The following is a 24,557-nucleotide window of genomic DNA, read 5'->3' as shown; positions in this document are numbered from 1 at the left end:
GATTACCATGCTATTCGATTTCCGCCACAAAAGATTCATCGTCACGGGCGCTTCCAGCGGCATCGGCCTGGTCACGGCGCGCATGCTCAGCGCGGCTGGCGCGCGCGTCATTGCGGTCGGGCAAAATACCGAACGGCTGACGGCGCTGTCCGACGAAACCGGTTGCGAACCGCTGCAGCTCGACATCAGCGACAGCGATGCCATGGCGGCCGCGCTGGCGCCGCTGCGCAACATCGATGGCCTCGTCAACTGCTCCGGCATCTCGCAACTGGGGCCTAGCCTGGAAGTCGATGCGGCCAGCTTTGACCGCGTGATGGTGGTCAATGCGCGCGGCGCGGCCATGATGGCACGCCATGTGGCGCAGGGCATGCTGCGCGAGGGACGGCCGGGCAGCATCGTGAATGTCTCGAGCCAGGCGGCGCTGGTGGCACTCGAGCATCATCTGGCGTATTGCGCCTCGAAGGCGGCCATGGATGCGATCACCCGCAGTCTGTGCCTGGAACTGGGGCCGCACGGCATCCGCGTCAACAGCGTCAATCCCACCGTGACCCTGACGCCGATGGCGGAACGGGACTGGAGCGATCCGGCAAAAAGCGGCCCCATGCTGGCGGCCATTCCGCTACGCCGTTTCGCCACCTCGGAAGACGTAGCCAAGCCTATATTGTTCCTGCTCAGCGATGCCGCCGCCATGATCAGCGGCGTCAGCCTGCCGGTCGATGGCGGCTATACCTGCCGCTAGCTAGGCGACTTGCGGCTCGGTGGCCGGCTGCAGCAGGGCCGCCACCAGCGCCGGCAAACTGGCCATGTCATTGAACACGACGTGCGCGCCGGCAGCCTTCAGGCGCGCTTCCTGGCCGGCGGCGATATGCCCGCCGCCGATGAATCCCAATACCGTCATGCCCGCCGCCACGGCGGCCGTCACGCCCGTGACGCTGTCTTCCAGCACCAGGCACTGGCCTGGCGGCACCCCGAAGGCGGCCGCCGCCGCCAGGTAGACGCCCGGATGCGGCTTGGCATGACCCACCAGGTCCGGCGTAAACACGCGCTTGTCGAACAACGGCGCCATACCGGTCCGTTCGAGCGCCGACAGCACGCGCGCGCTGACGCTGTTCGATGCCACGGCCTTGGGCAGGGGAATGGCGGCCAGCGCCTGCGCCACGCCGGGCACGGCGCGCAATTGCGCGTCGCAAGCCGCATCGACGGCATTGCCGATGGCCATGATCTCGTCGGCCGGCAATTGCGGCAAGCCCAGTTCCTTGTAGATATCCTGCATCAGCGGCACCAGTCGCTGGCCCAGGCGCGGCTCGATCAAGCCTTGCAAGGTGATGCCCTCGGGCAGGTTCGGCAGGCGCGGCCCCAGCAATTCCAGCAGCGCTTGCAGGGCCACGGCTTCGCTGTCGATCAGTACGCCATCGCAGTCGCTGATCAAATGGGTGAAGCGCGGTGGGGTGATGGCGGTATCAGGCATGGACTCTCCAGAAGAACAATGGTGGCGGGAAATGCGGCGGCCAGCCGGCAAGGCTGGCATCGCAACGATCATAGGTGGAACAGGCGGACGCTGCCACGCAGAAAACGCCTGAATGACGATACTTTTCTGCAAGAGGCAGCCAGCGGGGGAAAGACTGGCTCAACACAAGCAACGTAGATACCAATTCAATACCACGCAATACCAGTGATTATCGCCGATTTTTGAAATTGCTGCGCTCGCCTTGAAACCGGGACGCGGGAGCGCCCCGGCGAGACCGCTTACTTCAGCCAGCCGCGGTGGCGGAAGTACAGGAAGGGCGCGATGGCGCTGGTGATCATCAAGCCCCAGGCCCATGGATAGCCGAACGACCATTCCAGCTCCGGCATCAGCTTGAAGTTCATGCCGTACACGCTGGCGATCAGGGTGGGCGGCAGGAAGGCCACGCTGGCCACCGAGAAGATCTTGATGATCTTGTTCTGGTTGATGTTGATGAAGCCGACGGTGGCATCCATCAGGAAGTTGATCTTGTCGAACAGGAACGAGGTGTGACCGTCCAGCGATTCGATGTCGCGCAGAATCTGGCGCGCTTCCTCGAACTGCTCTGAATTGAGCAAGCGGCCGCGCATCAGGAAACTCACGGCGCGGCGCGTATCCATCATGTTGCGGCGGATACGGCCATTCAAATCTTCTTCGTGGGCAATGGCATTCAGCGCTTCGGCCGCGTGCGCATCGGTAAATTCCTTCTGCAGCACGCGCGTGCTGACTTCTTCCAGGTTCTGGTAGATACCCTCGAGCACGTCGGCCGAATATTCGGCATCGGTGGCGTACAGGTCGAGCAGCACGTCCATGTAGTCGGCAATCGAGCCTGGCCGCGAACGGGCGCGCATGCGCACCAGGCGGAACACGGGCAAGTCGTCCGTATGCATGGAGAACAGGATCTTGCGGGCCAGGATGAAGGCCACGGTGATGACGCGCGACGGGCCGTCGTCTTCTTCGCGCAAGAAATCCGTGCGCAGATGCAAGTCGCCGTTTTCCGCTTCGTAATAGCGGGCCGACGCTTCAATATCCTTGACTTCGTCTTCGCCCGGCAGGGTGACGTTGTAGATGGCCTTGACCCAGGCCCGTTCATCATCGGTGGGGTCGGTCAGGTCGACCCACACCGGTTCGGCATTTTCGAGGTCTGCGCGGCTGTCGATCGGCACCTGGTTGAGCCGGCCATTCTGTAATACAAAGACATTGATCATGCGCGCTCTCAGCCGGATGTGGGGTTATCGTAATGTGCTGGCGCTGGCGCCAAAAATGAAAACAGCGCAAGTGTACCCGCAAAGGCCTTTTCACGACCACCCCCGGCACGGCTTTTTCATGGAAAAAGTGCGGCGTTGCACCAATCGAAGCGATTAAGATGCTGCGCCGCAATAGTGCCAATTCAACAGCTTTAATTTTATACAAAGAAAGCCCGCTGCCATCAAGGCAGTTCCGCCGCCCCCATGCGGCGCAGGATCACGCCCGTGCGCCGGTTCAGGTAACCGGTGTCGCGGTGGCGGTCGTAAAAACGGGGTTCGGCAGCATCACGGCCAGTTTCGCCGCCTGCCCAGCGCTCAGGCCCGCCGCGCTGACACGGTAATAGTGGCGCGCGGCCGCCTCGGCGCCGAAGATGCCCGTGCCAAATTCCACCACGTTCAAATAAATCTCGAAAATGCGCTGCTTCTCCATCAGGCTTTCCAGCATATACGTGATGATCAGTTCCTGGCCCTTGCGCACATAGCTGCGCGAACCGGACAGGAAGAGATTCTTCGCCAGTTGCTGGGTGATGGTGGAACCGCCCGCCACGACTTTCTGCTTCTTGCTGTTCTTTTCATACGCCTTTTGCAACGCCTCCCAGTCCACGCCCTCGTGCTCGGAAAAATTCGCGTCTTCCGAGGCGATGATGGCCCGTTTCAGGTTGTTCGAGATGCGGTTGTACGGCACCCACGTCTGCTTGATCGTGGCATTCGGATTCTTGTCCTGCAAGACAGACAACTGTTCGCGCATGAAAGCCGTGCTGGACGGATTGTGGTCGACCCACCACCAGATTTGCAGGAAGAAATATAGCTGCACGGCGATAAAGGCCAGCACGGGCACGATGAACAGCCATTTGATCCAGCCGTAGCGGCCGCCGCTGCCGCCCTTGCGCGCGCCCTTCTTGCCCGCGCTCACAGGGCACTGCGCAATTGCGCCAGCAAATCCTGCGTCTGCGGCCGCACGCCGCGCCACACGTAGAACGCTTCGGCCGCCTGCTCCACCAGCATGCCCAGGCCGTCGCGCACCTGCGCGCCGTGTTGCGCGGCAAAGTCCATGAAGACGGTGGGCTGGGCGCCATACATCATGTCCAGCGCCAGGGTGTGGCTGCCGAAGATACCCGGCGGCACGGGCGGCAAGTCGCCCGCCAGACTGGCCGAGGTGGCATTGATGACGATATCGAAGACGCCGTCGGGCTGCGTGAAGCCGCCGGCGCGCAGCTGGCCGGGGTGCGCCAGCGCATCGGCAAACTGCGCCACCAGCGCCTCGGCCGTGGCCACGGTGCGGTTGGCAATGAACATTTCCTGCGGCCCCTGTTCCAGCAGCGGCAGCACGACGCCGCGCGCCGCGCCGCCCGCACCCAGCAGCAGGACGCGCTTGCCGGCGATGGCCACGCCGGCATTGCGCACGATGTCGGCCACCAGGCCCGCGCCATCGGTATTGTCGCCAAGAATGGTGTCGCCATCGAAACGCAGGGTATTGACGGCGCCGGCCGCTTGCGCGCGCGGCGTCAGCTCGGTGGCCAGCGCGCACGCGTCCAGTTTAAAGGGCACCGTCACGTTCGCGCCCTTGCCACCCTCGGCGGCAAAGCTGCGGGCCGCCAGCGCGAAGCCGTCCAACGGCGCCAGGCGGCGCTCGTAGACCAACGCTTGTCCTGTCTGCAGGGCAAACGCGGCGTGGATCAGGGGTGACTTGCTATGGGCGATGGGATTGCCGAAGACACAATATTGATCGAAATTCATCTCTTGCTTGTTCAATTGCTGCCGCCAGTCAGGTTAGCTTCCATTTTTTCTTCGCGGGTAAATTTGAAACGGGTAATGACGACCCACAGATCATCCTTATCACTCGACAACATATTCGGTGGGAAACGGCCGAACGGCGCCGCGCGGCGCACGATGGCCAGGGCCGCCGCGTCCAGCGCGGGATTGCCCGAGCTTTTTCCACGCGGGCGCCGCCCTCTTTCTGGTAGATCGTGCCGTCCTGGAAGATGGGGATGTAGACGACCAGTTCGCCATACATCTTGCGGCCATTCTTTTGCGGGAAATTCAGGGTGCCGATTTCCTCGATGCGCTTTTGCAGGGTCTTGTAATACATGGCATAGCCGACCTCCTGCGTGCTGGGAGTGATGAAGGTCTTGCGCGGACGCTTATTCTGGTCTTCCACGGTCTGGCTGATCTCGGCCGCCATGCGCGCGATGGCCTTGCTGCTTTCCATCAAATCCGAACCGCTGGCCAGGGGATTGGGCTTGTCCTTTTCCGTGACGGGCGCGGCGCTGTAGGGCGTCGGCGTGGCCGCCTGCGTCAGCAATTCCTGCTGCTTCCGCTCCAGTTCGGCAATGCGCCGGGCGCTGGCCTTGACGCTGTCGCCCTCTTCCACCTTGCGCATGTCGGGCAAGGGCGACTTGGCGCGGCCCTTGTCCGCTTGCCCGCCGCCGTCGAGGCTGGCTTGCGCCAGGGCATCGGCCTTCAGCGGCTTGTTCGCATGCTTGGCATTGACCAGGATCACTTCCAGGCCGGGATCGGTGGCCACGGCCCGCTGCGGCGCCGGGGCGACAAAATGCATCGCCAGCAAGACACCGTGCGCCAGCAGCGATACCGCCACGGCTATCATCAGGAAACGATTCTCTCGGAAAGACTTCACGCGCAACCCAGTTCGCAACAGGCACACCATACAAGATGGCTGAATTCTACGTCAAAGGGCGGCGCGGGAAACAGTTTCAGTCCCGTTTTTCACGCCGCCCCGCCGCCTTACTTGACCTCGGGCTCGCTGACCACGTCTTCGCTGGCCAGTTCCGCCACTTCCGCATCGGCGTCGCTGACCTGGTTCGCCGCTTCCGGCGAAGCTTCCTCCGCGCCGTCGTCGCCCGCGTCTTCCTCGTAATCGAGCTCGGCATCGGCCGCCGCATCGGGCACGGCGGCGATTTCCAGCAGGCGCGCTTCGATGCTCAGATCGACTTCATCCCAGCGCAAGAGATCCAGCTTGACCTGCGCACCGCGCGCCACCGACGGCATGCCCGGCAGCTTGATGACCAGCGGAATGTCGACCAGGCGCAGGATTTCGTCTTTCAGCACGACGGCATCGACCTGGCGCGCGTTTTCCTGGTGCAGCCAGCGCAAGCACCAGTAGCGTTCCATGTTCGACTGGAAATCGCCATACGCGGCATACGCGGCGTCGAAGGCCGAGACGATGGCGAACAGATTCGCATCGCGCGGCTTGAACGGGGCCACCAGGGGCGCCGTCACGCCATGCTCGGCGCAAGCGATGATTTGCCACTGGTTCACCAGGTCCGTGTAGCGGCGCAAGGGCGAGGTGCTCCACGCGTACTGATCCACGCCCAGGCCCTGGTGCGGCGCCGCATGGGTAACCATGCGCACCTGCATCTTTGCCGCCCAGCTATTGCCGCTGCCGCCGCCCTGGCTGCGGTAGATGCCGGGCACGCCATGGTCGTGCAGCATCTTGCCCCAGGTACTGTTGGCAAAAATCATCAGTTCGGCGACGATCTTGTCGAGCGGCGCGCCACGCTTGCGGCGCGCCACGGTGACGATGTCGTTTTCCACATAGAAGTTGAAATCGACGCGGTTATTCTGTTCCGGCTTCAGGCCAAACGCTTCGCGTTTCTTCATGCGGCCCTGTTCCAGCTGCTGCGCCCATTGCCACAGGATGGCGAAATCGGCCTTGTGCGGGTATTCCCCCTCGCCGCTGGCCAGGGTTTCTTCGTTGACCAGGTCGTCGAGCTGGTTATGGCGCAAATTGCTGGCGATCGGCACCAGCTCGGCGCGCGTCTGCGTGCTGACCACGGCCCAGTCGGCTTTCGGGTCCAGGGTGGCGTACAGCGACAGGGCCGGGCACGTCGTGCCTTCCGCCAGGGTAAACGCATTGACGATTTCGTCCGGCAACATGGTGATCTTGTCGCCCGGCATGTAGACGGTCGACATGCGCTGGCGCGCCATCTTGTCGATCACGTCTTCCGGACGGATGCCCAGGCCCGGCGCGGCGATGTGAATCCCCACTTTCACGGTGCCATCGGGCAAAGGTTGCACGGAGAAGGCATCGTCGATCTCGGTCGTGGTCACGTCGTCGATCGAGAAGGCGGCCACGTCGGCCAGCGGCAGCTTGGCCGTCACGGACGGCACGGGCACGTTGGGGAAACCGGCGCCCTTGGGGAAATTTTCGAAGAGGAACTTCGACAGGTGCAAATCTTTCGGCGAAGCAATACCACCGACGGCCAGCATCAGGCGCGGCGGCGTCGTGTGCAATTCCGTGCACGCCGCTTCCAGCGCCTTGTATTCAATCGTGTTCTTGTCCGGCTTGAACAGCAGTTGCAACACCATGGGCTGCATCGAGGCTGGCAAGCGGTTCTGTTTCAGCTCTTCCACATAGCCTGCCTGCACCAGCGCCTGCTGCTTTCTTTTCGATGCCGGCCAGGGCCGCCTTCAAGGATGCTTCCGGCGCCGCCTTGTAGCGGCCACGGCCCTTCTTGTAGAAATACACGGGCGCCGAATGCAGGGCCAGGATCAGGCCGGCCGCTTCCGGCGGCAAGGGGGCATGGCCGAAATACTCGGCGCCCAGCTCGGCAAAGCCGAACTCGTCTTCGCCCGCCACTTCCCACAGGAAATCGAGGTCGATCTCGGCGGCAATGCTCTTGGCCTGTTCCAGCAGCTCGGCCGGGGCCGGCTTTTCATACTGCAGCAGCACATCCTTGACCTTGACCTTGGTGCGCTTGCCGCTGGCCATTTCGACCTGATAGGCCTCACCCGCTTGCGACAGGACCGTGCCGACCTTGAAATCGCCGGATTCTTCAAAAAATAGATTCATTGTTATGCTTTGTTTATTAATGTGTCGGTTGCAACGGTGCGAGCGATGGACGTCAACTCGAGCACCGCCGGCAAAAATACTTCTGTTACCAGCAGCAATCCCTGGTGACGCTGGTACAGGCAGCGGCGGGCAAAAAACAGCGACTTGGCGTCAAAGCGCCGCCCTTCCCCTGCCAGCGCCGCCTGCGCCCGCTGCACCAGCGGATGGCCGGCGCGCAAGCGGGCAAATTCCAGTGCACCGCGGCGCACCATGCGGTCGCCAAACAGGGTCGTGCCCAGCGAACGCTCGCCCAGCGCGGAAAACAAAGGCCAGTCCGTGGCCGTCGCCTGCATGGGCACGACGGTATGGCCAAACACGGCCGGTCTGTTATCACAACGCAACAGCACTTCGCGTTCCCATACCCGGCCCGCGCGGTGCAAACCAATGATGGCGGCCTCATCGCTCAAGCAGCGTGCCGTTTCCTGATGCAAACATTGCACGCGGAACGCCTGGCTATGCGCTTTCAGCTTGGCCGTCAGCGAACCGCCGCCCGTGAGCCAGTGGCGCAAGGCCGGCGGCGCATTGACGGCGTTGACATGCGCATGCCATTGCGCCTGCCGCAGCGAACCCGGCCTCACCTGGCCGCATCCGTCGGGATGCCGCAAAATGCCAGCACGGGTGCCAGGTATGCGGCAAATTCGCTGATGCCATGGTCGCTGCCGTCGATGACGCACTGCCGCGCCCCCTGATAATGCGCCACCATGTCGCGGTAGTCGAGCACTTCATCACCGGTGGCGGCGATCAGGAAGTAACGTTGTGGTTCAGTAATTTTCTCTACGGCAAACGTTCCCAGCTCGGCGATGTATTCGCGCTTGAACTCGAATGGCTTGTCAGAATGAAACTCTGTCGTCACGCCCACATGCTGTTCCAGGTCGATCAGGGGCACGATGGCAGGATTGAGCAGGACGGCGCGGCAACCGAGCCGCTCGGCCAGCCAGGTGGCGTAATAGCCGCCCAGCGAGGAGCCGATGATGGTCAGCTCGGCTGGCGCCACATCCTTGACCAGCGACAGCGCCAGTTCGATGGCCAGCTTGGGCGAGGCCGGCAATTGCGGGCATAGCCACTCATCTGCGCGGCGCAGCGCCTGCATCTGCGCGGCCAGCAGGCGCGACTTCATCGACAGGGGCGACGAGCGGAATCCATGCAGGTACAGAATCATCGGCCCAGCGCCTCCAGCAATTTCTGGTGCACGCCGCCAAAGCCGCCGTTGCTCATGACGACGATCTGGTCGCCGGGACGGGCGCTGGCGGCCACGGCCGCCACGAGGGTATCGATGTCTTCATAGGCGCTGGCAATCTTGCCCAGCGGCGCCAGCGCGTCGCCCAGACTCCAGCCCAGCGCGGCATGGCTGCCGTAACCAAACACCAGGTCGGCATCCTTGAGGCTGCCCGGCAGCGCATCTTTCATGGCGCCCAGCTTCATGGTGTTCGAGCGCGGCTCCAGCACGGCCAGGATGCGGCCGCTGCGGCCAATCTTTTGACGCAAGCCGCCCACGGTGGTGGCAATGGCCGTCGGATGGTGCGCGAAATCGTCGTACACAGTAATGTTGTTGACCACGCCACGCACTTCCATGCGCCGCTTGACGCTCTCGAAGCTGGCCAGCGAAGCGCACGCCTGGGCAATGGGCACGCCCACGTGGCGCGCGGCGGCGATGGCGGCCAGCGCATTGCTGCGGTTGTGCTTGCCCGTGAGCGCCCAGGCCACATGGCCTTCCTGCTGGCCATTGAAATACACGTCGAAGCTGCCGTCGGCCTGCTCTTGCAGTTGCCAGTGGGCATCTTGACCAAAACTTTCCTGTTCGCTCCAGCAACCGCGCGCCAGCACGCGCTGCAGCGACGCCTCGTCGCCGTTGAACACGAGGCGGCCAATGCCGGGCACGGTACGCACCAGGTGGTGGAATTGCGTCTCGATCGCGTGCAGATCGGGGAAGATGTCGGCGTGATCGTATTCCAGGTTATTCATCACGGCCGTCTTCGCGTGGTAATGCACGAACTTGCTGCGCTTGTCGAAGAAGGCCGTATCGTATTCGTCGGCTTCGATGACGAAGAAGTCCGACTCGGCGCTCTTGCCGTCGATCTTGCCGCTGAGGCGGGCGGAAATGCCAAAGTTCATCGGCACGCCGCCGATCAAAAAGCCCGGCGCGTAGCCCGCGTCTTCGAGTATCCAGGCCAGCATGGCCGAGGTTGTCGTCTTGCCATGCGTGCCGGCCACGGCCAGCACCCACCGATTGCGCAGGATATGTTCGCCGATCCACTGCGGGCCGGACACGTACGGCAGGCTGCGGTTGAGGATTTCTTCCACCAGCGGGTTGCCGCGCGAGACGACATTGCCAATCACATACAAATCCGGGTTCAGCTTGGTCTGTTCCGGATCGAACCCTTGGATCAGCTCGATTCCCTGCGATTCCAGCTGGGTGCTCATCGGCGGATAGACGTTGGCATCGCAACCGGTGACTTTATGGCCGGCTTCCTTGGCCAGGACAGCCAGGCCGCCCATGAAGGTACCGCAAATGCCGAGAATATGAATATGCATGTGATCAGTGCGAAAGGTGCACGCTTAAGTAAGTAAGACGGTGAGATAAAAAACAGCAAGTGCAGGATTTTACCTGACGCCATGACTTTTTCCGCTTCGGAGTATCATCTCGCTCATGACGAACGATGCATTTGACGATAGCGCGCAGTTGCGCCTGGAAATCGCCGCCGCTGCCGCGCGCCTCGTGGCGCAGGATGGCGCCGACTATGGCAGCGCCAAGCGCAAGGCGGCGCGGCAAGTCCTGGGCGACGCGCCGAACCGGCCCACGAATCGGCCCAATATACTGCCTGACAACGACATGATCGAGGAGCAGGTGCGGCAATACAATGCCCTGTTCCTGGCCGACAGCCAGCCGGCGCGCCTGTTCCAGCTGCGCACGATCGCGCTGCAGGTCATGGAAGCGTTGCAACAATTTCATCCCCTGCTCAGCGGCCCCGTGCTCAACGGCACGGCCGGCCCCCATGACGAGATCTATTTGCAGCTGTTTGCCGAGAGCGCCAAGGAAATCCATATCTTCCTGCTGAATAAAAATGTCGTGCTCGACATGTCGGAAAGCCCGCATTTCAAGGGAGCGCGTTATGATGCGGTCGAGACAGCCAGTTTCTTGTGGAAAAATGAAGGCGTGCACGCGGCCATGTATGAGCTCGACGATATGCGCGGCGCGCTGAAAGCCAAGGCCGACGGCAAGGTGCTGCGCACCGATATCGCCGGGCTGCGCAGCCTGCTGGCCGCCAGCCTCGCCGATGGCGTGCCGGCTGCCGACTAACATTGATATAGATAAAGTTATGACAAAAAAGAATTGGATCGCCTGCGCCATCGTCGCGCTGATGTTTGGCGGCATGGGCGCCTACGTCGGTTTGAGCAAGGAAAAAACGAAGGCAGCGGGACCGCTGACGACCACCATTGCGCCAGGCGCGACGGGCCCCGTCAACGAGCTGTATGCGCTGTCCTTGCCGGACGCGGCGGGCGCCACGCAAGCCTTGTCGCAATGGAAAGGCAAGAATTTGCTGGTCAATTTCTGGGCCCCGTGGTGCCCGCCTTGCGTGGAAGAAATGCCGGAGTTATCCGAAGTACAAGGCCACTATGCGGCGAAAAACCTGCAGGTGATCGGCATCGGCATCGATTCGGCCAGCAATATTGCCACTTTTGCCAGCAAGGTCAAGATCGCCTATCCCGTGTATGTCTCCGGCATGAGCGGCACCGACCTGTCGCGCCATTTTGGCAATGCCACAGGCGGTTTGCCCTTTACGGTGCTGATCGGCGCCGATGGCGAAGTCAAAAAGACCTATCTGGGCCGCTTGAAATTTGATCAGTTGCGCGCCGATCTGGATAAATTGTAAATTCGGAGCGTGCTTTTTTCTCTTGCCAATGCGTATCTTTGGCGGCAAAATGCGGAACTTTCGCTAAAACGGTCTTCCATACATGGCAAAAAACCTCCTTCTGCTCAACGGTCCCAACCTGAATTTGCTGGGAACGCGCGAGCCTGAGGTCTACGGCGCCAGCACCTTGGCCGATATCGAACAGGCAGCAATGGCGCAAGCCATGGCGGCCGGTGCCAGCCTGGTCTGCTTTCAAAGCAACCACGAAGGCGCGCTGATCGACCGCATCCATGCCGCGCGAGCGGAAGGGATCGATGCCATCGTCATCAATCCGGGCGGCCTGACCCATACCAGCGTTGCCTTGCGCGATGCGCTGGCCGGGGTCGCCATCCCGTTCGTGGAAGTCCATATCTCGAATATTTATCAACGCGAAACGTTTCGACATCACTCATTTCTCAGCGCGATCGCGCAGGGGACGATCTGCGGGCTAGGTATCGATGGATATCGGTTTGCCATCGACTTTGCGCTTAAAAAACGTTAATCTACGCGATCTGCACGCATTTAGCGCGGCGATAGGTTCTTGGACATCACCGCATCACTCATAAAACAAACTACATTCCTAGGGGTTTTACATGGATCTACGAAAACTCAAGACCTTGATCGACCTGGTCGCCGAATCGGATATCGCAGAGCTGGAAGTTACCGAAGGCGAAAGCAAGGTTCGCATCGTCAAATCGTCGGCCATGCCGCAAAACCAGATGGTCATGATGCAGCCGCAAGGCATGCAAGCCCAATACCAGCCCGCCGCGCCAGCCGCCGCGCCAGCACCCGCGGCAGCTGCCGTCGTGGTGGCCGCCGAGCCAACGGGCTATGTGGTCAAGTCGCCGATGGTCGGCACCTTCTACCGCTCCTCCGCGCCTGGCAGCGCCGCCTATGTTGAAGTGGGCTCGACCGTCAAGGAAGGTGATACCCTGTGCATCATCGAAGCGATGAAGCTGCTGAATGAAATCGACTCCGATAAAGCCGGTGTCGTGACCCAGATCCTGGTCGAAAACGGCCAACCGGTCGAATTCGGTCAACCCTTGTTTGTGATCGGCTAAAACCCAGTCCACACGGCCGGCAACGGCCGTTTGCAGTTTTAGCCCCTCACACTTGTTGTTTCGCCGGCTCGCCGGCTCTCACAGACATACGCGAACCTACCATGTTTGAAAAAATCCTGATTGCCAACCGTGGTGAAATTGCCCTCCGTATTCAGCGCGCCTGCCGCGAAATGGGCATTAAAACGGTTGTAGTCCACTCCGAAGCCGACAAGGACGCGAAATACGTCAAGCTGGCCGACGAATCCGTTTGTATCGGCCCGGCACAGTCGGCCCTGAGCTACCTGAACATGCCCGCCATTATCAGCGCCGCTGAAGTGACGGATGCGCAAGCGATTCACCCAGGCTATGGCTTCCTGTCGGAAAATGCCGACTTTGCCGAACGCGTCGAGAAATCGGGCTTCGTCTTCATCGGCCCCCGCTCCGAATCGATCCGCTTGATGGGCGATAAGGTATCGGCCAAGCAAACCATGATCAAGGCTGGCGTACCGTGCGTGCCCGGCTCCGAAGGCGCCTTGCCGGACGATCCGAAAGCGATCGTGCAAATTGCCCGCAAGATCGGCTACCCGGTCATCATCAAGGCCGCCGGCGGCGGTGGCGGACGCGGCATGCGCGTGGTGCACACGGAAGCGGCCCTGATCAACGCTGTGGCGATGACCAAGACGGAAGCGGGCACCGCTTTCGGCAACCCTGAAGTGTACATGGAGAAGTACCTGGAAAATCCGCGCCACGTGGAAATCCAGATCCTCGCCGACGAACACAAGAACGCCGTCTGGCTGGGCGAGCGCGACTGCTCCATGCAGCGCCGCCACCAGAAAGTGATCGAAGAAGCGCCAGCGCCGGGCATCCCGCGCAAACTGATCGAGAAAATCGGCGACCGTTGCGCCGAAGCGTGCCGCAAGATCGGCTACCGCGGCGCCGGCACGTTTGAATTCCTGTACGAAAACGGCGAGTTCTATTTCATTGAAATGAATACCCGCGTGCAGGTGGAGCATCCCGTCACCGAGATGATCACCGGCATCGACATCGTGCAAGAACAGATCCGCATCGCCGCCGGCGAAAAACTGCGTTATCGCCAGCGCGACGTCATGCTGTCGGGCCACGCCGTCGAGTGCCGCATCAATGCGGAAGACCCGTTCAAGTTCACGCCATCGCCGGGCAAGATCGTGTCGTGGCATGCACCGGGCGGCCCCGGCATCCGCGTCGATTCGCACGCCTACGCCGGCTACTACGTGCCGCCGCACTACGACTCGATGATCGGTAAAGTGATCGCTTACGGCGCCACGCGCGAGCAAGCGATCCGCCGCATGCAGATCGCCCTGTCCGAAATGGTGGTCGAAGGCATCAACACGAATATCGCCCTGCACCGCGAACTGATGATCGACGCGCGCTTCATCGAAGGCGGCACCAACATTCACTATCTGGAACAGAAGCTGGCCGACATGCCGGACCTGGGCAAGAACCTGAATAGCGGCAGCCCCAGCATCGCCAAGAAATCCGAAATCAAGGCGGGCGCATGAGCTGGACGGAAATCGTCATCGAAATCGCCCGTGACAACGCCGAGGCCATGTCCGACGCGCTGATGGAAGCGGGCGCCCTGTCGGTCTCGGTGGAAGACGCCGATGAAGGCACGGATGCCGAGCAGCCGCTGTTTGGCGAGCCAGGCATGGAACCGAAGAAAGCGGCGTGGGAACGCAGCCGCGTGGTGGCGCTGACGGACGTCGACGCCGACCAGGCCGCCATCGTGGCCGCTGCCGCGCAAGCGGTCGGCATGGCGGACGCGCCCGCCTTTACCGTGCGCCCCGTGGAAGAGCAGGACTGGGTGCGTTTGACCCAGTCGCAATTCGCGCCGATTCACATCGGCAAGAATATCTGGGTCGTGCCCAGCTGGCACGAGGCACCGGATCCTGACGGCCTGATCCTGGAACTGGACCCGGGCCTGGCCTTCGGCACGGGCAGCCACCCGACCACGCGTTTGTGCATGGAATGGCTGGAAGCCCATCCGGCCCCAGGCAAGACCGTGCTCGACTACGGTTGCGGTTCCGGCATCCTGGCCATGGTAGCCAAGAAACTCGGCGCGCAAACGGTGGCTGGCGTCGATATCGACCCGCAAGCGATCGAATCGGCGCGCGACAATGCCGAACGCAACCAGTGCGACATCGAATATTTCCTGCCAGATACGTTTGCCACGTCGGCACACGCCACGGCCAAGTTTGACATCGTCGTCGCGAATATCCTGTCGAGTCCATTGAAACTGATGGCGCCGATGCTGTCCGGCCGCGTCGCCGACGGCGGCGCCCTGATCCTGTCCGGCGTGCTGGCACGCCAGGCGGAAGAAGTGGCCGCTGCCTACGCACCCTTCATCCAGCTGGGTGTGTGGGCCGAGCAAGACGGCTGGGTGGCCCTGCATGGCCGCCTGGGTGCAACGCAAGCGCCTGCGCCCCGCGCGGAAGGTGCATAAGCACAGCAATGGCACTCGCCACCAAATGCCCCCATTGCAACACGATATTTCGGGTCGCTGCTGACCAGTTGAAGTTACGTGGGGGCATCGTGCGCTGTGGCACGTGCAGGGAAGTGTTTGACGGCAATGCCGCGCTGGTCGATCCGGCCGCGGCATCGCCGTTTTTAACATCCGCCCCAGCCACGGTCGTCCCACTGTCGTCCACGTTCCCCCACGACAACAGCCTGCCGTCCGCCACGGACGACGAACCCATTTATTCCCTCGACTTCGACACCTCGTTCGACCCGTTCGGCATCTTGCCGGAAACGGCGCAGCTCAAGGATGACGACGGCGAGCACATCGAGCTGGACCTCGACGTCAGCCTGCCTGCCGAGGTAGCAGCCGACGCGCCTGCCGACGCGCCGCTCGACCTGCCTGAAGAAACACCGGCAGAGCCGCCAGAAGCGCCGCTGCCCCAGCCGATGGCACCCTTCAAGCGCCGCCAGGTCGATGACGTGCCCGCCTTCGCCACGTATCTGCGCGACAGCCGCCGCGAGCCGAGCCTGGAAGCCGAGGCCGCGCCGGTGCTGCCTGCGGCCGAAAAAGTCAGCCTGGACAAACCCGTGCCCGCGCGCAAGGAACCGACGCTGGCCGACCATTCCTTCACGCCGCTGCCCGCCGCCCCCGTTGTACCGGCGCCAGCCGAAGAGCAGGAAGCACCGCTCCTGCCGCCGGCCGACGACGAACCGGCTTTCGTCACCCAGGGCCGGCGCCGCGAACAGAGCGGCAAAGCCCTGCGCGTGGCCATGGCCGCCGGCTCGGTGGTGCTGCTGCTTTTGTTATTCCTGCAAGTAATGACCACCTTCCGCAATCCGCTGGCGGCGCAGTTTCCGCAGTGGAAGCCGACCCTGGTCGCGCTGTGCAAGCTCAGCGGCTGCCAGGTCGACTTGCCGGCGCAGATCGAGGCGCTGGCCATCGAGCAGGGCGAATTGCAAACCCTCAAGGAACAGACGTTTTCCTACGTCTCGCTGCTGCGCAACCAGAGCCGCAGCGTGCAAGCCTGGCCCAGCATCGAACTGATCCTCAACGACGCCAACGACAAGCCCGTCTTGCGCCGCGTGATCGCGCCGCGCGACTACCTGCCAGCCGCTATCGACGTGAGCAAGGGATTTGCGCCGCGCTCGGAACAAACCATCAAATTGTATTTTGCCTTAGACCAGCTCACGGCGTCTGGCTACCATATCGCCATCTTTTACCCCTAACAGACACTATCATGACCAAAACATCGCTGATCTGTGGCTCGCTTGCCACCGACACCATCATGCAATTCCCCGGCCGCTTCGGCGAATCCCTGCTGGCCGACCAGCTGCACAAGGTGAACGTCTCCTTCCTCGTGCCCACCATGCGCACGGAGTTCGGCGGCTGCTCGGGCAACATCGCCTACAGCCTGAAAATGCTGGGCGGTGACCCGCGCATCGTCGGCGTCATGGGGCAAGATAGCGCCGCCTACCTAGAACGCCTGCAAAAGCTGGGCATTTCCACCGCCAACATCCTGATCAAGGCCGACAGCTACAACGCACAATGCTTCGTCACGGCCGATGCGGACAATAACCAGATCAATGCCTTCCACCCGGGCGCCATGTCGTTTGCGCATGAAAACCCGATCGCCAATGCGGGCCCGGCCAAGGTCGCCATCATCTCGCCGGACGGCGACCAGGGCATGCTCAAGCACGCCGCCGACCTGGCCGAGCTGGGCATCCCCTTCATGTTCGACCCGGGCCAGCAGTTGCCACGCTTCAATGGCGAACAGTTGATCGACTTCATCAACAAGGCCACGTATGTATCGGCCAACGATTATGAGATGGAAATGTTGATGGAACGCACGGGCTTGACCCTACCGGACATCGCCAGCCGCCTGGAAGCGCTGATCATCACGCGTGGCGAGAAGGGCTCGGAGATCTATACGGACGGCAAGCGCATCGACATTCCTGTCGTGACCGCCAAGGAAGTACTGGACCCGACCGGCTGCGGCGACGCCTACCGTGCCGGCTTGCTGTTCGGCATCACCAACGACCTGGGCTGGGAAACCAGCGGCCGCCTGGCCAGCCTGCTGGGCGCCATCAAGATCGCCACGCAGGGTGCGCAAAACCACGTGTTTACGCCGGAGAGCATCGCCGACCAGTTCGAAGCGGCGTTCGGTTACCGCTATTAATATGTAGGTCGCAGGTCGGATTGGCGCGGTAAAACCGCGCGTCATCCGGCAACATCGCTGGCATGGCAAGTGGGGATGTCGGCTTACGCTACGCTAAGCCGACCTACGCCCTCACATCACCATCATCGCAGCACAATAATCATTCCCACCAGCACTTGCGCGATCTGCAGCAGGATCAGCGCCACCAGCAGCGACAAGTCCAGACTGCCCACCAGCGGCACCACCTTGCGGATCGGACGCAGCAGCGGCTCGTTCAGGGCCCGTACGAACGGCGCCAGCGGCGCATGCGGGTTGACCCAGCTGAAGATGGCTTCGATGATCAGCAAGGCCATGAAACCGTAGAGTATCCATTGCAGGAAGCGTTGCAGCGACTTGAGCAGCACCACTTCGACGGGAGCGCCGGAAATAAACAGCACCGAGCTGGCCAGCAGCACGATCAGGAAGGCGCCGATCAGGCTGGCCCAGTCATACCCGCCCACGCCCGGCACCACGCGGCGCAGGGGGCGTACCAGCCAGTCGGACAATTGAAACGTGAATTGCGCCACCGACGAGGGCGGCCGCACGCGCACCGCCTGCATCCAGAAGCGCAGCAGCAACACGCCGCCCAGCAAGGTGGCGATGGTATCAACGATCAATGTAAGGATAACGATCAGCACGACTAATTCTCCAAAAAAACCGCTGTGTGATTGAGTCACACAGCGGCGTGTTGCCTCATCCAGGCACCCGTATCGTTGGAATTACGATGGGCGGGTGCTGGTTGGGAATGGCCAGGCTGCAGCCGGTGCCAACACGGTTTTTGCTACTGGTGCGATAGGCGCCGATGGCTTGGCGACAGGCGCTGCCTTCTTCGGTGCGGCCTTTTTAGGCGCGGCCTTCTTGGCGGCTGGCTTGGCGGCCACGGCGGCTGGTGCCGCTGGAGCTGCTGCCGGCGCTGCCGCAGGTGCGGCTGCCACGACTGGCGCTGCGGCTGGCTTGGCGGCAGGTTTCGCTGCTGCTTTCGCTGCCGGCTTGGCGGCTGGCTTGGCTGCCGCTTTTACTGCCGGCTTCGCTGCTACCTTGGCCGCTGGCTTGGCTGCAGGTTTTGCCGCTGGCTTGGCTGCGACCTTGGCGGCAGGTTTCGCTGCTGCTTTGGCGGCTGGCTTCGCCGCTACCTTGGCCGCTGGCTTGGCTGCCGCTTTTGCGGCCGGCTTCGCTGCTACCTTGGCCGCTGGCTTGGCTGCGGCCTTCGTTGCTGCCTTGGCTGCTGGCTTCGCCGCTGCCTTGGCCGCTGGCTTGGCTGCTGCCTTAGTTGCTGGCTTCGCTGCTACCTTGGCTGCTGGCTTGGCTGCCGCCTTTGCCGCTGGCTTCGCTGCTGCTTTTGCTGCTGGCTTGGTTGCTGCCTTGGCGGCCGGCTTCGCTGCTGCCTTGGCGACGACTTTTTCGCTGCTGGCTTGGCTGCCGCCTTGGCGGCCGGCTTCGCTGCTGCCTTGGCTGCAGGTTTCGCTGCGGCTTTTTTACTGCTGGCTTGGCGACAGCTTTTGCTGCTGGCTTCGCTGCTGCTTTGGCGGCCGGCTTGACTGCTGCCTTGGCGACGACTTTTTCGCTGCTGGCTTGGCTGCTGCCTTGGCGGCAGGTTTCGCTGCGGCTTTTTTCACTGCTGGCTTGGCTGCTGCCTTGGCGGCTGGTTTCGCTGCGGCTTTTGCTGCGGGCTTGGCAACGGCTTTTTCGCCGCTGGCTTTGCCGCTGCCTTGGCGACAGGTTTCGCTGCCACTTTCGCTGCTGGCTTGGCTGCCGGTTTTGCTGCTGCCTTGGCCGCTGGTTTCGCTGCGGCTTTCGCTACTGGCTTGGCAGCCACTTTTGCTGCAGGCTTGGCTGCGGCCTTGGCGGCTGGTTTTGCTGCTGGTTTCGCTGCGGCTTTGGCAGCTGGTTTAGCGGCAACCGTCTTCGCTGCGGCTGCCGGCTTCTTCGCGGCAGGAGCAGCCTTGGCGGCTGGTTTCTTTACTTCTGATTTCTTAGCGGCTGTTGCCATTTGTCTCTCCTTCATCTGAGATGAGAAATTTAAGCTACAAGATTTAAACCCGTCCGACCCACCACAGGGATAGGCCAGGCGAATTATTCATCGGCACAAACGGTCGTTTGCGCTAATGAATTCGGCACCAGCTGAACTGCTGCAACTCCTCACGTTTGCAGCACTTCAGCCATCGTCGGTGCCACCCTGCTTTATCTCGCAGCTGGTGGCAAAGTCTGAATTCGGTCATTCGTTTTCGATGCCGTGCGTTTTTTCGCTCCTCGCATCGCGCTCGCCACAACACCCATGCGTCAAATAAAAAACCGCCATGCCTGAAGAAATTCGGGCACGGCGGCAGACGAAAACGGTGTGGTTTTGTGCATATCCGTGTAAATCTGTATCCCTGTTTTGCGAGGTTTTTTCGCTACCGCGCTGGTTAAAAAACCCCGCATTCTAACGCTCGCATTTGCAATCTCATAAAGTACACGAAAACCTTGTCAATGCGCAACCGGCACGACACGTTTTCGCCCCCTTTTTTGCACGATACGCGTGCTATCGCACAATCGCGCGGCAAATGCCGCCGCCAGCGTCTCCGGAAATGCTTTTTCGGGCCCGCGATGCGGCCATGCGCGACATCCGGAAATCCTGGCGCAAGCCTCCTCGCATGGCTCGATGAGGCACGCATTTTTCCGCCGCCATGCACGCAAAAAAAGCGCCGTCACGATGACGGCGCTTGCTGGCGTAGCCTGAAAAAGGATTACTCCCAGTTCAGCGCACCACCCGTTTGATATTCGGTCACGCGGGTCTCGAAGAAGTTGCGTTCCTTCTTCATGTCGATCATCTCGCTCATCCACGGGAACGGATTTTCTTCCTGGGCGAACAGCGGCTCGATGCCGATCTGCTGCGCGCGGCGGTTGGCGATGAAGCGCAAATAGCCCTTGAACATCGGCGCGTTCAGACCCAGCACGCCGCGCGGCATGGTGTCTTCCGCGTACGCGTATTCCAGCTCCACGGCCTTCATGAACAGATCCTTGATCTCTTCGCGGAAGGCGGCCGTCCACAGCTGCGGGTTTTCCATCTTGATCGTGTTGATCAAGTCGATGCCGAAGTTGCAGTGCATCGATTCGTCGCGCAGGATGTACTGGTACTGCTCGGCCGCGCCCATCATCTTGTTCTGGCGGCCCAGCGCCAGGATCTGCGTGAAGCCGACATAGAAGAACAGGCCTTCCATCAGGCAGGCAAACACGATCAGGGATTTCAGCAGCTTCTGGTCGTTTTCCACCGTGCCGGTGACGAAGGCCGGATCGGTCAGGGTGTTGATGAACGGGATCAGGAATTCATCCTTGTCGCGGATCGACTTGACTTCGTTGTAGGCGTTGAAGATCTCGCCTTCATCCAGGCCCAGCGATTCGACGATGTACTGGTAGGCGTGCGTGTGGATCGCTTCCTCGAACGCCTGGCGCAGCAGGTACTGGCGGCACTCGGGCGCCGTGATGTGGCGGTAGGTGCCCAGCACGATGTTGTTGGCGGCCAGCGAGTCGGCCGTCACGAAGAAGCCCAGGTTGCGCTTGACCAGGCGGCGCTCGTCGTCCGTCAGGCCGTTCGGGTTTTTCCACAGCTCGATATCGCGCTGCATGTTCACTTCCTGCGGCATCCAGTGGTTGGCGCAGCCGGCCAGGTATTTGTCCCACGCCCACTTGTACTTGAACGGCACCAGCTGGTTGACGTCCGTCTTGCCGTTGATGATGCGCTTGTCGTCGGCATTCACGCGGCGCGCCACTTGCTCGGCGTTCGCTTCGGACGGCTCGGCGCCGGCCGGCAGGTTCAAATCGGTATTTCCCAACGGCGCTTGCTGCGCCGGACGCGGCACAGCTGCCGACGTGGTTTCATCATCCCAAGACAACGACATATTCTTCTTCCTTTCCATGCCGGCGAGCCGGCGATCCGCAACAGGCCCGTTGAATCGGACAATGCGGACATTGACAACATTGAATCAGCCCAGAAGTTCTGGGCTGACAACTAAAATCTTACTGGCAGGCTTCGCACTCTTCAAAGCCGTCATCACCGGGACGCAGATAGCAGGCTTCGCCATCGGCGTCATCCGCCGCCGCTGCCACTACCGGCGCCACGGCCACTGCTGCTGCCGCCACGACGGCTGCCTGGGCGCTCTGTGCGCTGGCCGACATGCCGCCATCGACTGCCACGGCGTTCAGGGCGCCCGTCTTGGAGGTCGATTTCTCCATGTGGGTAGCGGCGATGGTACGCAGGTAGTAGGTGGTTTTCAGGCCACGCAGCCATGCCAGCTTGTAGGTCTCGTCCAGTTTCTTGCCCGAGGCGCCAGCCATGTAGATGTTCAGCGACTGGGCCTGGTCGATCCACTTCTGGCGACGCGAAGCCGCTTCCACCAGCCAGCTTGGCGACACTTCAAAGGCGGTGGCGTAGATATCGCGCAGGTCTTGCGGGATGCGGTCGATCTTCACCAGCGAGCCGTCGAAGTACTTCAGGTCGGAGATCATGACTTCATCCCACAGGTCGCGCGCCTTCAGGTCGCGCACCAGGTAGCCGTTGATCTCGGTGAATTCGCCCGACAGGTTCGATTTCACGTACAGGTTCTGGAACGTCGGCTCGATACAGGCCGAGACGCCGATGATGTTCGAAATCGTCGCCGTCGGGGCGATCGCCACGCAGTTCGAATTGCGCATGCCGAACTTGGCGATGCGTTCGCGCACCGGAGTCCAGTCCATGGCCGACGAGGAATCGACTTCCAGGTAGCCGCCGCGCTCTTCGGCCAGCAGTTTGACCGAGTCCTGCGGCAGGATGCCGCGGTCCCACAGCGAACCGGCGTACGATTCATAGCGGCCGCGCTCTTCGGCCAGTTCCGTCGACGCCAGGTAGGCGTAGTAGCAGACGGCTTCCATCGAGGTGTCGGCAAACGACACGGCGGCGTCCGAGGCGAACGGCACGCGCATCATGTGCAGGCAGTCCTGGAAGCCCATGATGCCCATGCCGACCGGACGGTGGCGCATGTTCGAGTTGCGCGCCTTGTCGACGGCGTAGTAATTGATGTCGATGACGTTGTCGAGCATGCGCATGGCGGTGCGGATGGTCTTGGCCAGCTTGACGTGATCGAGCTTGCCTTCCTTCATGTGCGCCGGCATGTTGACGGAACCGAGGTTGCAGACGGCGATTTCGTCAGGGCCCGTGTTCAGCGTGATTTCCGTGCACAGGTTCGAGCTGTGGACGACGCCGACGTGCGACTGCGGGCTGCGGATGTTGCACGGATCCTTGAACGTGATCCATGGGTGGCCCGTTTCGAACAGCATCGACAGCATCTTGCGCCACAGGTCCAGCGCCGCGATCTTCTTGAAGACGCGGATTTCGCCGGCGGCGGCCTTGGCTTCGTAGCCCAGGTAAGCCTGTTCAAAGGCCTTGCCGACCTTGTCGTGCAGGTCAGGCGTGTCCGACGGCGAGAACAGGGTCCATTCGCCTTTTTCCATGACGCGCTTCATGAACATGTCGGGAATCCAGTTCGCCGTGTTCATGTCGTGCGTGCGGCGGCGGTCGTCGCCCGTGTTCTTGCGCAGGTCGAGGAATTCCTCGATGTCCATGTGCCAGGTTTCCAGGTAGGCGCAGACGGCGCCCTTGCGCTTGCCGCCCTGGTTGACTGCCACGGCCGTGTCGTTGACCACTTTCAGGAACGGCACCACGCCTTGCGACTTGCCGTTGGTGCCCTTGATGTGGGCGCCCAGGGCGCGCACCGGCGTCCAGTCGTTACCCAGGCCGCCGGCGAACTTGGCCAGCAGCGCGTTGTCCTTGATGGCGTCGTAGATGCCTTCCAGGTCATCGGAGACGGTGCTCAGGTAGCACGACGACAGCTGCGAGCGCAGGGTGCCCGAATTGAACAGGGTCGGGGTCGAGCTCATGAAGTCGAACGAGGACAGCAGGCTGTAGAACTCGATGGCGCGCGCTTCGCGGTCCGCTTCGTTCAGCGCCAGGCCCATGGCCACGCGCATGTAGAACGCTTGCGGCATTTCGATGCGCACGTCCTGGATGTGCAGGAAGTAGCGGTCGTACAGGGTTTGCAGGCCGATGTAGCCGAACTGCAAGTCGCGGTCGGCGACGATGGCTTTCGCCAGGCGTTCCAGGTCGAAACTGGCGAGTACCGGGTTCAGCAGCTCGGCGGCGATGCCCTTGGCGATATATTGCGGGAAATACGTCAGGTATTCGGCGGCCGCCGCCGCTTGCGGCACTTCCTTGCCGAACACTTCCTTGCGCACCGTGTGCAGCAGGATGCGGGCCGTGACCTGGCTGTAGGCCGGGTCTTTTTCCATCAGCGCGCGCGCCGCCAGGATGGCCGACTTGTGCAGCTCTTCGACGGGCACGCCGTCGTACAGGTTCTTCACGGTCTCGGCCAGGATGGCGTCGGCATCGACGTGCTTTTCCAGGCCGGCGCAGGCGGCGTTGATCAGGTCGCGCACTTCCTGCATGTCCAGCAGGCGGCGCACGCCGTTATCAAGCACGTTCAATTGTGGTGCGGAAACTTGCGCGGAAGCGCCTTGCGCTTCCTTCTGCAGGCGGCGCTCTTCCATGTGCTTGGCACGGTACAGCACGTAGGCACGCGCCACGTCGTGCTCGCCCGAACGCATCAGCGACAGTTCCACCTGGTCTTGCACGTCTTCGATATGGAAGGTGCCGCCGCCCGGATGGCGGCGCACCAGCGCGGCGACGACGCCGTCGGTCAGCTGTTCCACCAGTTCGCGGATGCGTGCCGAGGCTGCGCCCTGGCCGCCGTTAACGGCCAAAAACGCCTTGGTCATGGCGATGGCGATCTTCGAAGGCTCAAATGCCACCACCGCGCCGTTGCGGCGGATGATGCGATAGTCGCCCAATGCCGCGCCCGTGCTCGCCACGCTGTTGGCCGCGCCTGGCGCTGGCGATACTGGCGTTGGATGGATGGAAATATCTTGTGGTGATTGCATTGAAGCTCCCGTTGTCAGCTAAAGTCAGCCTGCAGTTTTGCTGCCGCGTGTGTTGTTGAATAGAACGCCCGATAATCAGGGTTTCTTCAGATATTTGTTGCTAAATAGTAAATTCATAATGCATACAACCGTGTCAGAATCCATATCGCCACACCGCACTGCCCGGCTGGCGCGAAACACGATCAAGGGTGATAAACCGCCAGTTCCAGTGCTTTATCAGCAATCCGGGTAGCTTTGACAATAATTCTGAAAACGTCTGTGATGGCACTACATATAGTCTTTACATCCAACTTCTTCACTAATTGTAGTGCCCATCGAAGGGCGATGCAATAGTTTTCCGGCATCCGCGGGCGTAATTTTTTGTATTTTCATATACGATTTCGGTTGACTT

19 protein-coding genes and 3 pseudogenes are annotated in these 24,557 nt (G+C 61.7%); 10 read left to right on the top strand and 12 right to left on the bottom strand.

The window, feature by feature from the left end; genetic code table 11:
- Position 1: 1 nt before the first annotated feature.
- A complete protein-coding gene (locus tag ACRHIG_RS07530; protein WP_489630764.1) occupies positions 2-739 on the top strand; it encodes an SDR family oxidoreductase in 738 nt (245 codons plus the stop codon).
- On the opposite strand, the gene ACRHIG_RS07525 is transcribed toward ACRHIG_RS07530, so the two are convergent.
- The 9 genes and pseudogenes from ACRHIG_RS07525 to mpl form a co-directional block, all read right to left on the bottom strand.
- On the bottom strand, positions 740-1,468 hold the full coding sequence (locus ACRHIG_RS07525; RefSeq protein ID WP_489629800.1) for an HAD family hydrolase: 729 nt from the start codon (positions 1,466-1,468) through the stop codon (positions 740-742).
- Between the two features lie 278 nt (positions 1,469-1,746).
- Complete coding sequence (corA, locus tag ACRHIG_RS07520) at positions 1,747-2,712, bottom strand: magnesium/cobalt transporter CorA (RefSeq protein WP_034746658.1); 966 nt, start codon at positions 2,710-2,712, stop codon at positions 1,747-1,749.
- A gap of 221 nt (positions 2,713-2,933) precedes the next feature.
- Positions 2,934-3,664 (bottom strand): annotated as a pseudogene (gene mtgA, locus ACRHIG_RS07515) (monofunctional biosynthetic peptidoglycan transglycosylase).
- Positions 3,661-4,488, bottom strand: a complete 828-nt coding sequence (aroE, locus tag ACRHIG_RS07510; protein ID WP_489629799.1) for a shikimate dehydrogenase — start codon at positions 4,486-4,488, stop codon at positions 3,661-3,663. Before aroE ends, mtgA begins: the two are co-directional and overlap by 4 nt.
- Before the next feature lie 11 nt (positions 4,489-4,499).
- A pseudogene (locus ACRHIG_RS07505) lies at positions 4,500-5,356 on the bottom strand (energy transducer TonB family protein).
- A 137-nt stretch (positions 5,357-5,493) separates the two neighbouring features.
- A pseudogene (locus ACRHIG_RS07500) lies at positions 5,494-7,561 on the bottom strand (ribonuclease catalytic domain-containing protein).
- A gap of 2 nt (positions 7,562-7,563) precedes the next feature.
- On the bottom strand, positions 7,564-8,178 hold the full coding sequence (locus tag ACRHIG_RS07495) for a chorismate--pyruvate lyase family protein (protein ID WP_489629798.1): 615 nt from the start codon (positions 8,176-8,178) through the stop codon (positions 7,564-7,566).
- Complete coding sequence (locus tag ACRHIG_RS07490) at positions 8,175-8,759, bottom strand: YqiA/YcfP family alpha/beta fold hydrolase (RefSeq protein WP_475416106.1); 585 nt, start codon at positions 8,757-8,759, stop codon at positions 8,175-8,177. The genes ACRHIG_RS07495 and ACRHIG_RS07490 overlap by 4 nt, the downstream gene beginning before the upstream one ends.
- Positions 8,756-10,132: a UDP-N-acetylmuramate:L-alanyl-gamma-D-glutamyl-meso-diaminopimelate ligase gene (gene mpl / locus ACRHIG_RS07485; RefSeq protein WP_489629797.1), complete on the bottom strand. Its 1,377-nt coding sequence runs from the start codon at positions 10,130-10,132 to the stop codon at positions 8,756-8,758. Before mpl ends, ACRHIG_RS07490 begins: the two co-directional genes overlap by 4 nt.
- 115 nt (positions 10,133-10,247) lie before the next feature.
- On the opposite strand from mpl, the gene ACRHIG_RS07480 reads away from it, so the two are divergent.
- From ACRHIG_RS07480 to ACRHIG_RS07445, 8 genes are all read left to right on the top strand, one after another.
- Complete coding sequence (locus ACRHIG_RS07480; protein WP_070290494.1) at positions 10,248-10,898, top strand: hypothetical protein; 651 nt, start codon at positions 10,248-10,250, stop codon at positions 10,896-10,898.
- Between the two features lie 19 nt (positions 10,899-10,917).
- Positions 10,918-11,472 (top strand): TlpA family protein disulfide reductase, encoded by a 555-nt coding sequence (locus ACRHIG_RS07475; RefSeq protein ID WP_489629796.1) that lies wholly within the window; start codon positions 10,918-10,920, stop codon positions 11,470-11,472.
- Between the two features lie 82 nt (positions 11,473-11,554).
- On the top strand, positions 11,555-11,992 hold the full coding sequence (gene aroQ / locus ACRHIG_RS07470) for a type II 3-dehydroquinate dehydratase (RefSeq protein ID WP_475416103.1): 438 nt from the start codon (positions 11,555-11,557) through the stop codon (positions 11,990-11,992).
- A gap of 91 nt (positions 11,993-12,083) precedes the next feature.
- Positions 12,084-12,551: an acetyl-CoA carboxylase biotin carboxyl carrier protein gene (gene accB, locus ACRHIG_RS07465; RefSeq protein ID WP_086137068.1), complete on the top strand. Its 468-nt coding sequence runs from the start codon at positions 12,084-12,086 to the stop codon at positions 12,549-12,551.
- Between the two features lie 101 nt (positions 12,552-12,652).
- Complete coding sequence (gene accC, locus ACRHIG_RS07460; RefSeq protein WP_131373626.1) at positions 12,653-14,068, top strand: acetyl-CoA carboxylase biotin carboxylase subunit; 1,416 nt, start codon at positions 12,653-12,655, stop codon at positions 14,066-14,068.
- Positions 14,065-15,009 (top strand): 50S ribosomal protein L11 methyltransferase, encoded by a 945-nt coding sequence (gene prmA / locus ACRHIG_RS07455; protein WP_489629795.1) that lies wholly within the window; start codon positions 14,065-14,067, stop codon positions 15,007-15,009. Before accC ends, prmA begins: the two co-directional genes overlap by 4 nt.
- A gap of 8 nt (positions 15,010-15,017) precedes the next feature.
- Positions 15,018-16,250: a DUF3426 domain-containing protein gene (locus ACRHIG_RS07450; RefSeq protein WP_475416101.1), complete on the top strand. Its 1,233-nt coding sequence runs from the start codon at positions 15,018-15,020 to the stop codon at positions 16,248-16,250.
- Between the two features lie 11 nt (positions 16,251-16,261).
- Entirely contained in the window at positions 16,262-17,200 is a 939-nt protein-coding gene (locus ACRHIG_RS07445) for a carbohydrate kinase family protein (protein WP_305049310.1), read from the top strand.
- 122 nt (positions 17,201-17,322) lie between these two features.
- Here the strand turns inward: ACRHIG_RS07445 and ACRHIG_RS07440 are convergent, their stop codons facing one another.
- A complete protein-coding gene (locus tag ACRHIG_RS07440) occupies positions 17,323-17,856 on the bottom strand; it encodes a YggT family protein (RefSeq protein WP_227742044.1) in 534 nt (177 codons plus the stop codon).
- Positions 17,857-18,172: 316 nt separating this feature from the next.
- Here ACRHIG_RS07440 and ACRHIG_RS07435 point away from each other — a divergent pair, with 316 nt between their 5' ends.
- The gene (locus ACRHIG_RS07435) at positions 18,173-19,111 is read left to right on the top strand and encodes a hypothetical protein (RefSeq protein WP_489629794.1); all 939 of its coding nucleotides are present in this window, start codon (positions 18,173-18,175) and stop codon (positions 19,109-19,111) included.
- Between the two features lie 833 nt (positions 19,112-19,944).
- On the opposite strand, the gene ACRHIG_RS07430 is transcribed toward ACRHIG_RS07435, so the two are convergent.
- Positions 19,945-21,096, bottom strand: coding sequence for a ribonucleotide-diphosphate reductase subunit beta (locus ACRHIG_RS07430; protein WP_070218582.1), 1,152 nt, complete (start codon positions 21,094-21,096; stop codon positions 19,945-19,947).
- Between the two features lie 118 nt (positions 21,097-21,214).
- Positions 21,215-24,166 carry a ribonucleoside-diphosphate reductase subunit alpha gene (locus ACRHIG_RS07425; protein ID WP_475416099.1) on the bottom strand — a complete coding sequence of 984 codons (2,952 nt, stop codon included), beginning with the start codon at positions 24,164-24,166 and terminating at the stop codon, positions 21,215-21,217.
- Positions 24,167-24,557: the final 391 nt, after the last annotated feature.

Source organism: Janthinobacterium sp. C22 (genome assembly GCF_057919405.1).
This window is presented reverse-complemented; position numbering and strand designations above follow the sequence as displayed.

What these genes read in the sequence shown, in the direction of transcription:
- ACRHIG_RS07525 (WP_489629800.1), bottom strand. Translation starts at nt 1,468, where the DNA reads ATGCCTGATACCGCCATCACCCCACCGCGCTTCACCCATTTGATCAGC.
- corA (WP_034746658.1), bottom strand. Translation starts at nt 2,712, where the DNA reads ATGATCAATGTCTTTGTATTACAGAATGGCCGGCTCAACCAGGTGCCG.
- aroE (WP_489629799.1), bottom strand. Translation starts at nt 4,488, where the DNA reads ATGAATTTCGATCAATATTGTGTCTTCGGCAATCCCATCGCCCATAGC.
- ACRHIG_RS07490 (WP_475416106.1), bottom strand. Translation starts at nt 8,759, where the DNA reads ATGATTCTGTACCTGCATGGATTCCGCTCGTCGCCCCTGTCGATGAAG.
- mpl (WP_489629797.1), bottom strand. Translation starts at nt 10,132, where the DNA reads ATGCATATTCATATTCTCGGCATTTGCGGTACCTTCATGGGCGGCCTG.
- ACRHIG_RS07480 (WP_070290494.1), top strand. Translation starts at nt 10,248, where the DNA reads ATGACGAACGATGCATTTGACGATAGCGCGCAGTTGCGCCTGGAAATC.
- ACRHIG_RS07475 (WP_489629796.1), top strand. Translation starts at nt 10,918, where the DNA reads ATGACAAAAAAGAATTGGATCGCCTGCGCCATCGTCGCGCTGATGTTT.
- aroQ (WP_475416103.1), top strand. Translation starts at nt 11,555, where the DNA reads ATGGCAAAAAACCTCCTTCTGCTCAACGGTCCCAACCTGAATTTGCTG.
- accB (WP_086137068.1), top strand. Translation starts at nt 12,084, where the DNA reads ATGGATCTACGAAAACTCAAGACCTTGATCGACCTGGTCGCCGAATCG.
- accC (WP_131373626.1), top strand. Translation starts at nt 12,653, where the DNA reads ATGTTTGAAAAAATCCTGATTGCCAACCGTGGTGAAATTGCCCTCCGT.
- prmA (WP_489629795.1), top strand. Translation starts at nt 14,065, where the DNA reads ATGAGCTGGACGGAAATCGTCATCGAAATCGCCCGTGACAACGCCGAG.
- ACRHIG_RS07450 (WP_475416101.1), top strand. Translation starts at nt 15,018, where the DNA reads ATGGCACTCGCCACCAAATGCCCCCATTGCAACACGATATTTCGGGTC.
- ACRHIG_RS07445 (WP_305049310.1), top strand. Translation starts at nt 16,262, where the DNA reads ATGACCAAAACATCGCTGATCTGTGGCTCGCTTGCCACCGACACCATC.
- ACRHIG_RS07430 (WP_070218582.1), bottom strand. Translation starts at nt 21,096, where the DNA reads ATGTCGTTGTCTTGGGATGATGAAACCACGTCGGCAGCTGTGCCGCGT.
- ACRHIG_RS07425 (WP_475416099.1), bottom strand. Translation starts at nt 24,166, where the DNA reads ATGCAATCACCACAAGATATTTCCATCCATCCAACGCCAGTATCGCCA.